This is a genomic window from Micromonospora echinospora (assembly GCF_900091495.1).
Lineage (GTDB): Bacteria > Actinomycetota > Actinomycetes > Mycobacteriales > Micromonosporaceae > Micromonospora > Micromonospora echinospora.
The window spans coordinates 2,386,236-2,398,994 of the sequence record NZ_LT607413.1; the positions used below are offsets into that span (position 1 = coordinate 2,386,236).

Annotated in this window: 10 protein-coding genes and 1 pseudogene; 9 read left to right on the forward strand and 2 right to left on the reverse strand. The window is 67.6% G+C overall.

Going from position 1 to position 12,759, the window contains the following annotated elements; all coding sequences use genetic code 11:
* The first annotated feature begins 43 nt into the window (after nucleotides 1-43).
* Nucleotides 44-2,164 (forward strand): orotidine 5'-phosphate decarboxylase / HUMPS family protein, encoded by a 2,121-nt coding sequence (locus tag GA0070618_RS10915; RefSeq protein ID WP_231931692.1) that lies wholly within the window; start codon nucleotides 44-46, stop codon nucleotides 2,162-2,164.
* Nucleotides 2,164-2,643 (forward strand): GNAT family N-acetyltransferase, encoded by a 480-nt coding sequence (locus tag GA0070618_RS10920; protein WP_088981538.1) that lies wholly within the window; start codon nucleotides 2,164-2,166, stop codon nucleotides 2,641-2,643. Before GA0070618_RS10915 ends, GA0070618_RS10920 begins: the two co-directional genes overlap by 1 nt.
* A 4-nt stretch (nucleotides 2,644-2,647) precedes the next feature.
* Here GA0070618_RS10920 and GA0070618_RS10925 read toward each other — a convergent pair.
* Nucleotides 2,648-2,814: pseudogene (locus GA0070618_RS10925) on the reverse strand (IS5/IS1182 family transposase); the annotation flags it as partial.
* 355 nt (nucleotides 2,815-3,169) lie between these two features.
* On the opposite strand from GA0070618_RS10925, the gene GA0070618_RS35495 reads away from it, so the two are divergent.
* Nucleotides 3,170-3,535, forward strand: coding sequence for a GNAT family N-acetyltransferase (locus GA0070618_RS35495; protein WP_414467574.1), 366 nt, complete (start codon nucleotides 3,170-3,172; stop codon nucleotides 3,533-3,535).
* Here the strand turns inward: GA0070618_RS35495 and GA0070618_RS10935 are convergent, their stop codons facing one another.
* Nucleotides 3,536-4,486: a helix-turn-helix domain-containing protein gene (locus GA0070618_RS10935; protein ID WP_088981540.1), complete on the reverse strand. Its 951-nt coding sequence runs from the start codon at nucleotides 4,484-4,486 to the stop codon at nucleotides 3,536-3,538. It abuts the gene before it with no gap.
* Nucleotides 4,487-4,909: 423 nt separating this feature from the next.
* Between GA0070618_RS10935 and fxlM the strand changes: the two genes are divergently transcribed.
* The 6 genes from fxlM to GA0070618_RS10965 all read left to right on the forward strand — a co-directional run bounded on the left by fxlM (nucleotide 4,910) and on the right by GA0070618_RS10965 (nucleotide 12,744).
* The gene (gene fxlM, locus GA0070618_RS10940) at nucleotides 4,910-6,085 is read left to right on the forward strand and encodes a methyltransferase, FxLD system (RefSeq protein ID WP_231931693.1); all 1,176 of its coding nucleotides are present in this window, start codon (nucleotides 4,910-4,912) and stop codon (nucleotides 6,083-6,085) included.
* Nucleotides 6,086-6,155: 70 nt separating this feature from the next.
* Nucleotides 6,156-6,353, forward strand: coding sequence for an FxLD family lanthipeptide (locus tag GA0070618_RS10945; RefSeq protein ID WP_088985449.1), 198 nt, complete (start codon nucleotides 6,156-6,158; stop codon nucleotides 6,351-6,353).
* A gap of 76 nt (nucleotides 6,354-6,429) precedes the next feature.
* Nucleotides 6,430-9,483 carry a lantibiotic dehydratase gene (locus tag GA0070618_RS10950; protein ID WP_088981542.1) on the forward strand — a complete coding sequence of 1,018 codons (3,054 nt, stop codon included), beginning with the start codon at nucleotides 6,430-6,432 and terminating at the stop codon, nucleotides 9,481-9,483.
* The gene (locus GA0070618_RS10955; protein ID WP_088981543.1) at nucleotides 9,480-10,709 is read left to right on the forward strand and encodes a lanthionine synthetase C family protein; all 1,230 of its coding nucleotides are present in this window, start codon (nucleotides 9,480-9,482) and stop codon (nucleotides 10,707-10,709) included. Before GA0070618_RS10950 ends, GA0070618_RS10955 begins: the two co-directional genes overlap by 4 nt.
* A 47-nt stretch (nucleotides 10,710-10,756) precedes the next feature.
* Entirely contained in the window at nucleotides 10,757-11,641 is an 885-nt protein-coding gene (locus tag GA0070618_RS10960) for a thiopeptide-type bacteriocin biosynthesis protein (RefSeq protein ID WP_088985450.1), read from the forward strand.
* On the forward strand, nucleotides 11,641-12,744 hold the full coding sequence (locus tag GA0070618_RS10965) for a hypothetical protein (protein WP_143740532.1): 1,104 nt from the start codon (nucleotides 11,641-11,643) through the stop codon (nucleotides 12,742-12,744). The genes GA0070618_RS10960 and GA0070618_RS10965 overlap by 1 nt, the downstream gene beginning before the upstream one ends.
* Nucleotides 12,745-12,759 lie beyond the last annotated feature (15 nt).

Consider the following 12,759-nt stretch of genomic DNA (forward strand, 5'->3'; position numbering starts at 1 on the left):
CATGCCGACGAGACTTCGTGGTTTCGCTAGGCTGCCGCTGTATATGAGCCTGATGCGAGCGGCGGGCGAGACTAATTCCGATGGCCAGACAAACTCCTTCCGCCTTGTCGAATTCTGTGTCGAGTCTATCCTGAAGTCGTCAGGCTTAAATCCAGATCAGGCAATTTATGGGTTGGCGCGTTCGGTGCGACTGCAGCTACTGCCGACGCTTCCTCGCAACCTCACCAACCTACTGCAGAAAGAGTTCACGCGTGAGGATTCCGAGAGAGCTGTCGCGCAGACGGCGACACTATCCCTCGCCGCGAGCTCTGCTTTAGATCACGATGTGATACGAGAGTATCTGTTCGCGCGTTGGCTCGCTCGGGTCGTTGAAAGTTGGGGGAGCTCGCCGCGATCTGTCGCCTTGCTCAATGAACTGGCGTCGGCTACCACTGGATCCGCCGATTTGCGAGGGATCCTAGAATTTTTGCTGCAGGGATTAGACGCCACGTCTCCGGAATTGTTGGCTGCTATGGCGAAGGTGCCAGCGGCCAGCGTCATCGACACTGTGCCGTTGATGCTTGAGCTGGTCGGTGACAACGCGGCTTTCGCTACCGGTGATGTGTTACGAGATTGTGCTCGCCGTTGTCTCCAGCCCAGTGGGTTGCTATTAGCCAGAGCTCTATTGCGGAGCAGGGCCGCTGCCGCAGCATTAGGTGGCGACTATCTTGGTTGGATTCTTCGCGTACTTCGCCAGTTTGGGCCGCCGATCTGGGTTGACATAGTCACCTGTGTTGACGGGCGCCTTAGCGTGACGGCGATCCGAGAATTCGTGCAGTCAGCCCGGCTTGACTCGGTGGACGATGCGGTGTTCTTTGCAAGGCACTTCTTTGTTTTCTTCGGCGATGATGACATCGGGTCGGATGCATTCAAGGTCCTTCTGGGCCACCCGGATTGGCGAGTCCGCGCCGCGTTGGGCGACGCGCTTGGTGACGAACGCGTCGCGGCACGGAAAATCCCTGACGCCATCCTCGGCTCTCTAGTCGAGGACCTTGACTATAAAGTGCGGGCGGCCGTTGCCGCTGCTTTGGGTCAATCTGACATCACGATTGACCGCCACCGGTTGAAAGCTTTGCTATTTGATCGCAACTGGCATGTGCGTGAGAGGTTGCTCCAAGGACTGAGTAGCCGTCAGGGATCGACCACAGACGTGGCCGATCTTGCCTTTGCTGATGAGGCCGTCTGGAGGGACGGCCCCCAAGCCGTTCGCGTGGCGGTTCAACGCTTGCTTCTCAAGGCCGGACGGCCCGCGATCCGCGACGAAGAGTCGTTTCGCAATGCGCTGTTCGGGCTCCTGCGCGAGCTTAAATCAGGTGCCTTGACACTTCCAGCGGACGTTCAATCTCGGCTTATCAACGAGGGCCTCGTTGCAAGGGACTGGCTTGTGGAAGCTGAGGCGAAGGCCCTTGCGGGTCACCGTGCGGCTATCGTGGCCGGACCAAACAACAGCAAGGAGATGTTCCGGCGGCTGAGGGACAGGCGCTCACTCCAGATCGCGCTCGACGTCAGAGATCTTCAGCAGGCAGTTGCGGTGGCTGAAGCCGCCGTCGCGGCTGGCGTGAGGCTTATCGAGATTGGTGACCCTCTTATCAAGAGCGCAGGCGTGAGGGCAATCGGCGAGGTGAAGAAGCAGGTTCCAGAGGCAACTGTCGTTGCAGAAATGATGTCAGCCGACTGGGGGCGAGACCAGGTAGTTCTGGCGTCGGAAGCCGGGGCTGATGTTGTCCTCCTGATCGGGCCGGCAAGTGTCGCTAGTGTGTCAGCCGCCGTGGGCGCAAGTAGGCGGCTCGGTGTGCCACTCATGCTCGATGTACCGCAAGGGCGGCTTGCTGAAGATTGGGTAAGGGACATGGAGAGAGCCGGAGTGGACGCGTTCGCGATCACCACGAATATCGACCTCGGGGTTGCCGGTAACCACCCACTTGATCAAGCGGAGCTTCTGCGGTCTTGGACGCAGCTTCCAGTCGCGGTATCCGGTGGCTTTGAACCGACCGATATGATTGTTAGGGACCGGCGTTCCTGGGACATCCTAGTTGTTGGCCGAGGGGTGACGGATGCCCTAGATCCGGTTACAGCCGCACGTGACCTTGTGGCATCTGTCGGTTTGAGCGGAAGGATGCCCTGATGGATATTGTTCCACTTTCCGTTGATCGAATTCCTGGCTTGGAGAAGCTTCTCGCCATGGGCGATCCATACATCCGGCTAAGAGGTTCCTCGGACTATTGGTTGTACTCTCAGCTGTTCTCTTCGACCTGCCCGCTGGCGGTCGTCGGAGATCAGGTCATCGGCGCGGTGATTGCCTTCAGGAGCCAGGACGAGCCCGACGAGGTGTATGTCCAGGATGTCATGACGGACCCCGGGCACCGTCGGCGCGGCGTCACCCGGGCACTTCTTGACACGGCGAAGAGACAGGCAGAGGAGTGGGGATGCCGCCGAATCTTTCTGACCTCTGAGCCGGATAATCACGCTGCACATGCGGCGTGGATTGCCCTCGGATTTCGAAACGTTCTCGGCGACCGGATGGAGCATGGTGTTCGTGTGATCTCAGATTACAAGGGCCCAGGTAAGCACCGTGCTGTGTATGAGCAGGTGCTACGTAACTGAACGCGCTGTAGGTGTCGCCGTTGCGCAGCTGGGCCAGGGCGAGCAGGGCCTGCCGGCCGGGCTCCAAGCGCCACCACCGGGATCGGCGTTGCCTGCGGCGGACGCGGATGAGCTCGGCGAGGTGGTTCAGGTTCGGCTGGACAACGGGATCCTGGCGGGGTAGGACAGCATGGCGAGGCCCCCGGTCGGGGCTTCGGGTCTTAATCGACAGCTGCCCTGCCTGGAGCCTCCCATCCATCGATCACCGGCTCCCACACCCGCCCCAAGCTGCAAGATCAGCTTGAAAAGGCGCAGCGTGTGAGGCTGCGGGTAATCTCGCACGGTGTTCGGCTGGCGGCGGTGCGTGACCTGTTGATGAGGGGGCTGTGTGTGGCGGGTGCGTCCGGCCGGGGTGGCTGACCGGGGTGCGATCGAGGGTGTGATTCGCGATCGGGTGAGGTGGTTGCATCGGCGTGGGCTGCCGGGGTCGGATGCCGTCGCGGGGGCTCTCGCAGGGCAGGCGGGGACGCGGGAGTTTCCGGTATGGGTGCTTGTGGATGGTGCCGAGGTCGTGGGGTGCACCAGCCTGTATGACGAGTCGCCCGCGTGGTTGTGGACCGAGGAGGAACGCGCGCGGCCAGGATTGTTTGTCGCGTCGACGTGGATCCATCCGCGGTATGCGGGGCAGGGGGTCGGTTGTCAGCTTGCGTGGTGGGCGCTGGACCACGCGGCCCGGGCCGGTCGGGTTTGCGTGCGACGTGCCACGGTCGAGCCTGCTCTTGTGGCGTACTACCGTGACGTGCAGGGTTGGCGGATTGTCCGAGAGGTACGCCGCAGGGACCGCGCGGTTACCGCGCTCACCCGGCGGGCGCAGGCCATGCCGGGGCTACTCATTCCACCGTACGCTGCATGATCAAGAATGTGGCGGGCATTGGTGGGTCGGTGGGTGATGTGGGCCTGACCCGGTTTGACGGACATCCCAGCTCAGAGGGGCTGTGTGCTCCTCGGGAGGATGTTCATCATGGAAGGCATGGGCAAGAAGCCACGTCGGCCGCGTAGGGCGTTCACGCCGGAGTTCAAGGCGGAGATCGTCGAGGTGTGCCGTCGACACCTCGTCGAGGGTGCCCCGGCCGCCACCGATGATGAGTAGGAAATCGGCGTTGCGCACCACGTTGGGCCGACCGAACAGGCCGACTGCAGCTTGCAGGGCGGGTGGGCGGTAATGGTCGGCGATGTACGTCATGATCTCGATCCCGATGCCCACTGGGCCGTGGTCGACCGTGCAGCGGTGGTTCATCAGCAGTCGGCTGACCGCAGCCACCGCGTCGTCGACCAGGGTGTTGTTCACACCAGTTGATCGGCTTCCGCACAGGGCGATCCTCAGCGGTCCGGTGCGGAAGTTCGGCCGGAACCATCCCGTCGTCGTTGCCGGGGTCGGGTTGCCCTCGGTAGTGCGCTGACGGGGCGGACCGGACGTGATCTCCGACAGGGGGAGCTCAGCGGCGGACGGTACCGTGGGGAGCGCCGGACCGGGTACGTCGACTTCGGTGATCGTGTCGGCGAGCGCAGCCCACCGGGCCTTGCGTTCGGCCGACTCCTGTTCGGTCCGGAACTGTCGTTCGAGCTGCCGGTAGGCGTCGTAGGCGGCGACGAGCTCGCCCCCGGCACCCAACACCGATTCGCACTGCTGCCAGAAGACCCGGTCGACGATCTGTCTGCCCCACTTCACCATCCCCACGGTGCTGCGGGTGGTGAGAACCGCTCGAGCGACTTCGCTCTGGATCATTCCGCGTGCCTTGCGCCGCGTGGCGAGCATTCTGCCGAGGGCTTCCCTGGCCTCCTGGAGTTGCTGGCGATCGATCATGAGCCCTTCCGCCTACCTGAGCGTGCGTCGCCCCTGATAGCCCTCCTCCGCACGGTCAGTCCCGTGGCGCCTCTCCTGGAAGGCGACGGTTGAACTGCGGCGACCGACTTCAGCCGACCGCAGCGATGCGAGTCAGCCAGCGCACCGCCGTTCAGGGGCCTGTTGGTTGAGGCCTTCGAGGGGCCTGATGGGGCCGTGTCGAAAATCGGTGTCGAGGGTGTTCGACATGCGTTTGGTTGCGTCTACTGGTGCCTGGCATCGCGGATGCCGGACCGGTTCGGAGCAGCGGAGGTTGATGGCCGGTGCGACGGCGGCCGCTCCGCAACCTCTCCCGAAACCGCCTGCAGGTGGACCTTGGCCGGCAGCGGGGAACCAACCAAATGGCCAGGATGTGATCACATGACTACCGCAAATGAGAGCGCTGTGCGAGATCCCATGGCGCTGCGGACGGCGATGGTGGCGGAGCTGAGCGCGGACACGATCAGGTCGGAGGCGGTGGCTGCCGCGTTCTCGGTCGTGCCACGTCACCTGTTCGCCCCAGGGGAGTCCCTGGATGTGGTGTACGACTCGAACACCCCGTTGGTGACGAAGACCGGTTCGGACGGTACGGCGCTCAGTTCGGTGTCGGCGGCGCACATCCAGGCGGTGATGCTGGAGCAGGCCGAGATCGAGCCGGGGATGCGGGTTCTGGAGATCGGTTCGGGTGGGTACAACGCGGCGCTGATCGCGGAGCTGGTTGGCCCGCAGGGTGCGGTGACGTCGGTGGACATCGACCCGGAGATCGTCGCTCGGGCCCGCGCCTGCTTGCAGACCGCCGGCTACGACCGGGTGCGGGTCGTGCAGGCCGACGCCGAATACGGTGTACCGGAGCAGGCACCGTACGACCGGATCATCGTCACGGTCGGAGCGTGGGACATCCCACCGGCTTGGATCGCCCAACTGTCCGAACACGGCCGGATCGTGGTGCCACTGCGGTTCGCCGGCCTGTCCCGCTGCGTCGCCTTCGACCTGGCCGAAGGGCGCCTCGTCAGTCACAGCTACTGCCTCGGCGGGTTCGTGCCGATGCAGGGCGCGGGCACGTACTCCGAGACGCTGGTGCCGATCAACGGCGAGGCGACGCTGCGTATGGACGGGCCGGACCCGGGCTTCGACGTGCCGGCCCTACGTAAGGCGGTCCACGCACCGAGGATCGAGCGGTGGTCCGGGGCGGCGTTCGACATGCCCGACGAGCTGGAGTTGTTCGTGGTGACCAGCGCGTCCCACGTGCCCTTCCTGTACGCGAGCCAGCAGTTGGTGGACCAGGGCGTGTTCAGCCCGGCGGTGATCTACGGCACGGCTGCCGTGGTCGAGGGCGGCAGTTTCGCCTACCGGACGAAACGCGAGAACGAGGGCCTCGGCGGATGGGAGAGCGGTGTCTACGCCTACGGCCCGCAGGCCGAGGCGGTCGCTGACAGGTATGTCGGGCTGTTGCGCCGCTGGGCGGCCGACTTCCGCCGTCGCGGGGCCGCGCGGATCGAGTACCTGCCCACCAGCGCAGGCGTGCCGGACGGCTGGTACGTGCCGAAGCGCCACGGCGCCGTCGCGGTGTCCTGGCGCTGACAGCTACCGGCGTCCCAGCCGGGGCACCGGGTGGATCACAACCCTTTCGAAGGAGGCTGTCGTGTCGATCATGACCGAGGAGCGGACCGTCCCGCTGGCGTCGCCGGTGGCGGTGGACGGGAAGAAGGACGAGTTCGGGCCGGATGACTGGGAGCTGGACATCACGTTTATCGAGTCCGGCGAGAGTGTTGACAAGCTGATCTACATGACGAACGACGGGTGCGGCAAGACCTGCCAGTCCGCCTGCAGCACCACCTGCCCGGCGTAGGCCGGAGACCTGGGGCGTCTGGCCAGGTGGGTTTCGTCCGCGTGGCCAGACGCCTCCCGTTCCCAGGGGAGGATATGTGTACCGGTACCTGGATGCGCTGGTGGTGCGCGCGTCGACCTGCTCTCCCGATTGTTTGGTCGGCGGTTGGCCGGACCTGACTGGCGCGGAGGCCGCAGGGTCGTGGGAGCGATGGTTGGAGCAGGTGTTCGCGGTGCCGCAGTTCGCGGCGGCGGTGGAGTTGGCCAGCCCCGTGCTCGCCGACCGTGTCCGCGCGGTCTGCGCCAGCCGGGTCGGGGCGGGTGAGGCGCGGCGGGTAGTCGTGTCGGTCCTGCGGTACCTGCTGCGGGCGCGTGGCCGGGCGACGCCGTACGGCTTGTTCGCCGGGGTCGCCGCCGCCCGCTTGGCCCCCACCGCCGCCGTCCGGTTCGGTGACGGGCACCGAGCGGTGCTTCGGGTACGGGCGGCGTGGCTTTCGGGCCTGGTCGACCGGCTGGAGGCCGATCCGGTGCTTCGGCCGCATCTGACGGTCCGCGCCAACAACCTCCTGGCGCGCCGGGATGGGCAGATCGTGCTGGAGCACCGCCCCCATCAGAATCTCGGGGAGCCGCCCACCCAGGTACAGGTACGCGCCACCGGCCCGGTACTCGCGGCGCTGACGGCAGCGGAGGAATCGATTCGACTGGACGATCTGGCCAGCAAACTCGCCACCGATCACGCCGTCCCCGTTCACGTTGTGCACGCGCTGCTCGCGCAGATGGTGTCGCAACGGCTCCTGCTGAGCGCGCTACGGCCGGCGACTAATTGCACTGATCCCCTGTCCGCCGTCACTGTCGGCCTCCAGCAGGCGGTGGCCGACGCCGCCGAGAGCACCCCAGACGACGGCGCGCTCGCCCGGGCACGTGCGATGCTCGGCGTACTGCACACCCTCGCGCAGCGGGCTGCTCCGGATACCGCGACGACCGGCGCGCGGCAGCGCGCGCGGCTGGCCGAGACGATGACCGTTCTACACCCCGCCGACGAGTCACCTGTCGCAGTCGATCTGCGCTTGGACGCCGACGTGCGTGTTCCTGAGATCGTCGCGGTAGAGGCGGCGAGCGCGGCCGGTGCCCTGGTGCGTCTCGCGACTGTCGGTCGAGGAGGGTGGGCGGCCTGGCACCGCCGCTTCCTCGAGCGTTACGGACCCCATGCGGTCGTACCGGTCCGTGACGCGGTGGACGCCGACCTTGGCCTGGGCTACCCCGCCGGTTACCACGGCACCACTCCCACACCGCCGCCGGCCCTGACCGCGCGTGATCGGAAGCTGCTGACCCTTGCCCAGGAAGCGGCGCTGCGACGCGAACGCGAGATCGTGCTCGATGACGCCGCCATCACCGACCTCGCCGACAGCGCACCGGTCAGGCACGTCCAGCCGAGCACCGAGCTGACCGTCACCGTGCACGCCCGTACCGCGCGGGACCTCGACCGGGGTGAGTTTCGGCTGGAGGTGGTCGGAGTGTCCCGCAACGCCGGCACCGTCACCGGCCGGTTCCTAGACCTGCTCGACCCTGCGGATCGGCAGCGCATCGCCAGCGAGTACGCGGCCCTACCTGGCGTGACCCGTGGTGCGTTGCATGTCCAGGTGTCGGCGGTAACCCCCTACACGGTCACCGAGGACGTGGCCCGCGCCCCACAAGTCATGCCGCACCAGGTCTCGCTCGGGGAGTACCACGTCAACGCACCCAACCGGATCGCGCTGGACGACATCGCGGTCACCGCTGACGCCGACCGGGTCTACCTGGTGTCGGTCTCCCGGCGGTGTGTGGTGGAGCCGATCGTGCTCAACGCGGTCGAGCAGGTGCACTACACCCTGCCGATCGTGCGGTTCCTCACCGAGGCCCCCACCGCCTTCAGCACACCGTGTGGCGGGTTCTACTGGGGTGCTGCCAGCGGTCTGCCGTTCCTACCCGCCCTGCGCTACCAGCGGAGCATCCTGTCGCCGGCACGCTGGCTGCTACGGGCAAGCGCCCTGCCCGCTCCCGCCACGAGCTGGCGGGAGTGGAGCCGGGCCCTGGCCTCCTGGCGCGACACGGCCGGCTGCCCGCCTGGGGTGTACCTCGGCGAGAGCGACCAACGCATCCGCCTGGATCTCGCCGAGCCGGCTCATCAGGCACTGCTGCGCGACCATCTGCGTCGCACCCCGACCGCCGTGCTGCGCGCCGCGCCCCCGCGTGACACGGCTGGCTGGATGGGCGGGCACGCCCACGAGATCGTCGTCCCCTTGGCCGCGACGGTCGACCCGGCAGCACCACCACGCACGCTCGCCACCGCACCCGTGGTTGACGTCCGCGAGTACGGACACCTCCCCGGCGGCGGTGGCCGCCTCTTCGTCAAGCTGTACGGCCATCCCGACCGGCAGACACCGATCCTCACCCGGCACCTTCCGTCTCTGCTCCGCCAGCTCAGCCAACAGGCACGGTGGTGGTTTCTGCGCTACGGCGACCCGGAACCGCACCTGCGGCTGAGGCTGACCGGTGACGCGAGCACCGCGACGCTCGCCGAGTGGACACACGACCTGCGCCGCGTCGGCCTGCTCGCGCGGGTACAGGTTGACACCGACTACCCGGAGACCGCCCGCTTCGGCGGACCCACCGCCGGCACCGCCGCCGACGAGGTCTTCGCCACCGACTCCGCAGCTGCGCTCACGCAGTTGCTCGCCATTCATGGCAGGCCGGCACCCGCTGTCCGTGCGGTGACCGCGGCGAGCCTGCTGGACATCACTACCGCCCTGATCGGCGACACCAACGCCGGTATGCGATGGCTGATCGACCACACGCGCCCGCACCGGCCCGCCCCACCCCGCGACGTCTACCAGCGCACGGTCGCGCTCGCCAACCCCGACCAGACCGGCCTGGACATACTCGGCGACGGCACCGAACTGCGGACTGTCTGGCAGCGTCGCCGCGAGGCGCTGAAAACCTACCGTGACGCCCTGCACACCGCAGGAGCCGCCGTGGACAGTGTTTTGCCTGACCTGCTGCACCTGCACCACACCCGCATGATCGGCCCCGACCCGGACAGCGAACGCGCCTGCCTGCACCTGGCCCGTGCCGCCGCGCTGAGCTGGACCGCCCGCGCCCGGAGCCAACCATGAGCCCCACGGACCCGAGCGCGCTCGCGGCATCGGCAGCCATCGCCGAGGCACTGGCCGACCCCCAAGCCATCCAGCCCGCATTCCAGGGGCGAGCGAGGCCACAATCCCTCGCGGGCGGCGCGGTCGGTATCGCATTGCTGCACATCGAACGAGCCCGCACCGGCCACGGCGACGACACCGTTGCCCACACCTGGCTGAAACTCGCCGCGTCCCAGCCGATCAGCGCCGGCGGCAACGCCAACCTGTTCCACGGCGCACCAGCCCTCGGCCTCGCCCTGCACGCCGCCGGCACGACCCGGTACCGGCGCGCGCTGGCCGCGCTCGACGACACCACCATCACCCTCACCCGAGGGCGCCTGGCCGACGCCAATGCCCGCATCGACCGGGGCGACCCGCTGCTGATGCGCGAGTTCGACCTGATCCACGGCCTGACCGGACTCGGCGTCTACCACATGCACCGCCACCCCGACCACCCCGTCACCCGCGACGTGCTCGCTTACCTGGTCCGCCTCACCCGCCCTCTCCCCGGCCAAGGCGGTACCACCGATCTACCGCCGTGGTGGATGCCGGTCGGCCTGTCCGGCGAACCCGACTCCGACCACCCACACGGGCACGGGAACCTGGGAGTCGCCCACGGCATCAGCGCCGTCATCGCGCTGCTCTCCCTCGCTGTCCTTCACGACCTGACCACCACCAGCCTGCGCGACGCTCTCGCCCGGCTCTGCGCCTGGACCGATCAGTGGCGCCGGGACGACGACGCCGGCCCGTGGTGGCCTGGATACCTCACCATCGACCACACCGGCCGCCTCGAACCGTCGCTTCGTCCCCGGCCCTCCTGGTGCTACGGCATCGCGGGCACTGCCCGGGCCCAACAGTTGGCCGGCATCGCGCTCGGCGACGCCCGCCGACAGGCAACGGCCGAACGCGCGATCCTGGCCGCACTGCGCGACCCGACTCGACCCGCCCTACTCCCTGAGATCGGTCTGTGCCACGGCAAAGCCGGCCTGCTCCACGCCGCATTCCGCATGGCGGTCGACGCCCGCAGCCCGGTACTGGCCGCCGAACTACCCGACCTGTCCGGCCACCTCGCCGCCCAACTACTCGGCGAGCCGATAACCGAACCGGAACTCATGGACGGCGCGGCCGGAGCCGCCCTCGCGCTACACGCCGTCGGCACCGGCACCCCACCCATGTCCGCGTGGGACGCAGTCCTCCTACTCGCCTAACACCACCCGACCCGCAAACCGCCACTCACCACCAAAGGAACGCGATGATGCCGTCGCCGTGGCTCCAGATCACCCTCGAGTTGCCCGATCCGGACCGGGCCGAGCACACCGCCGTCACCCACCTCGCCCCCATACTCGTCAAAGCGGAAGCCGACAGGAGCATCGCTGGCTGGTTCTTCATCCGAAAGACACCCCAGTGGCGGCTGCGCTATCTCCCCACCGAGGAGACCACCATCGCGCGGGAGCACCTCTTCACCCGCCTCGACGCCCTCATCCGTGAACGGCACATCACCCGCGCGGTCGAGGTCGTCTACGAGCCCGAAACCCGCGCCTTCGGCGGTGACCAAGCGATGGCCGTCGCGCATGAACTGTGGCAGGCCGACAGCCGGCACGTACTCGGCTACCTCGCCACCACCGCAGCAGACCCCACCACCCGTCGCCGCCGCGAGCTCGCGATCCTGCTTGCCAGCACCCTGCTACGCGCGGCCGGCCTGGACTGGTACGAGCAAGGCGATGTCTGGTCCAAGATCGCCCACCACCGGACCCCGCCCGACAACCCGATCCCCGACAAGACCCCGGATTTCCAGGCAGGGCTGCGCCGGCTGATGAGCACGGACCTGACCAACCTCAACCAACCGGCGTGGCCGCACCTGATGCTGGTGGAATGGGCTGCCGCGTTCACCACCGCAGGCCGCGACTTGGCCCACCTCGCCGGCACCGGCAACCTCCACCGTGGGCTTCGCGACATCCTCGCCCACCACGTCATCTTCGCGATGAACCGGATCGGCCTCCCCGCGACCACCCAGGCCGTCCTCGCCACCCACACTGCCACCGTCATCTTCGGCCCAGACCCCACCGTCCAACCAGCCACACAGGCCACCTACCAGCACGCCCACGCGACGGTCACCGCAGCCAGAGCGGGAACCGGCTGATGGACCCGACCGGTGCTCAAGCCCGTAGATTCCCCCTCGTCGCCCGGCCCCGACCCGCCTGCACCCCACTGCCCGAGCGGGTAACCGACCTGACCCGCCGCGCTGCCGCCGCCACCCGCAATGACGACCCTGCCGCCGCAACCGCCGTGGTCAACCTCGCCGCCCTGCTCGCATCAGACTGCGGACGATCTGACCTGGCCCGGCAATGGTCAGCACGGCTCGCCCGCTCCGCGCTCGTTCACCCCGCACCCGACTTCCCAACAGCAAGTCACAGCCTCGAACCCATCATCAATCTTGCCCGGCTACGTACCCGCGCCGGCGACGGCACCGGAGCATGGAGGCTCCTCGAAACCCTCTACGGGGCCATTGCGTCCCGCACCGACACCACCATCGACGGCATCACCGTTCCCGCCGCACACCTGACGCCTGAGCCCACCGCACACCGCGAACTCCGCCAATGGCTCTGGACGGTCCTGCTGTCCAGCGGCGCGCACGCCCTCGCCACCGCCGGTCGATGGGTCGACGCCTACTACCGGCTCCAACAACGCAACGGCATCGGCCGCCGCATGCTCGACGGCCGGCAGGTTGCTGTCATAGCCCACGCCACCGCAGGCAGACGTGCCCGCGCCCTGGAGCTACTGCACGACACCGAGCCGGGCGAACCGTGGGAACGCGCCGTCACCGCATCCCTGACCCTGCTGTGCCAGCAAGCCGCGATCACCAGCACCACCCAACGACACGCCGTCGCGGCCTACCAGGGGCTGGACACCACAGCAGCAAACCTCGTCGTGTTCCACACCCGCCTGGGGATGTGCCTCGCCGACGCGCTCGGCGGCGTCGAGCAGCCTGTGGCACAGACCATCACTGCCGACCTCATCGAGCGGGCCAGCGGCGACGGGTACGCCGCCCGAGACGTCCTCGCCCACCCCGGATGCCGCGCCATCCTCAACCAACGACAGGCCGAACAACTCACCCAGCAGGTTAGCGCCTGCGGACTCGACGCCGGCCGCATACCCGAGCGCTTGCTGACCGAAATTGCCGACGCCCTAGACGCCGCCGAAGCCGTCATCCGGGCAACACCCACTGCCGGTACATCGACGTAAGCGCCACAACCCAAC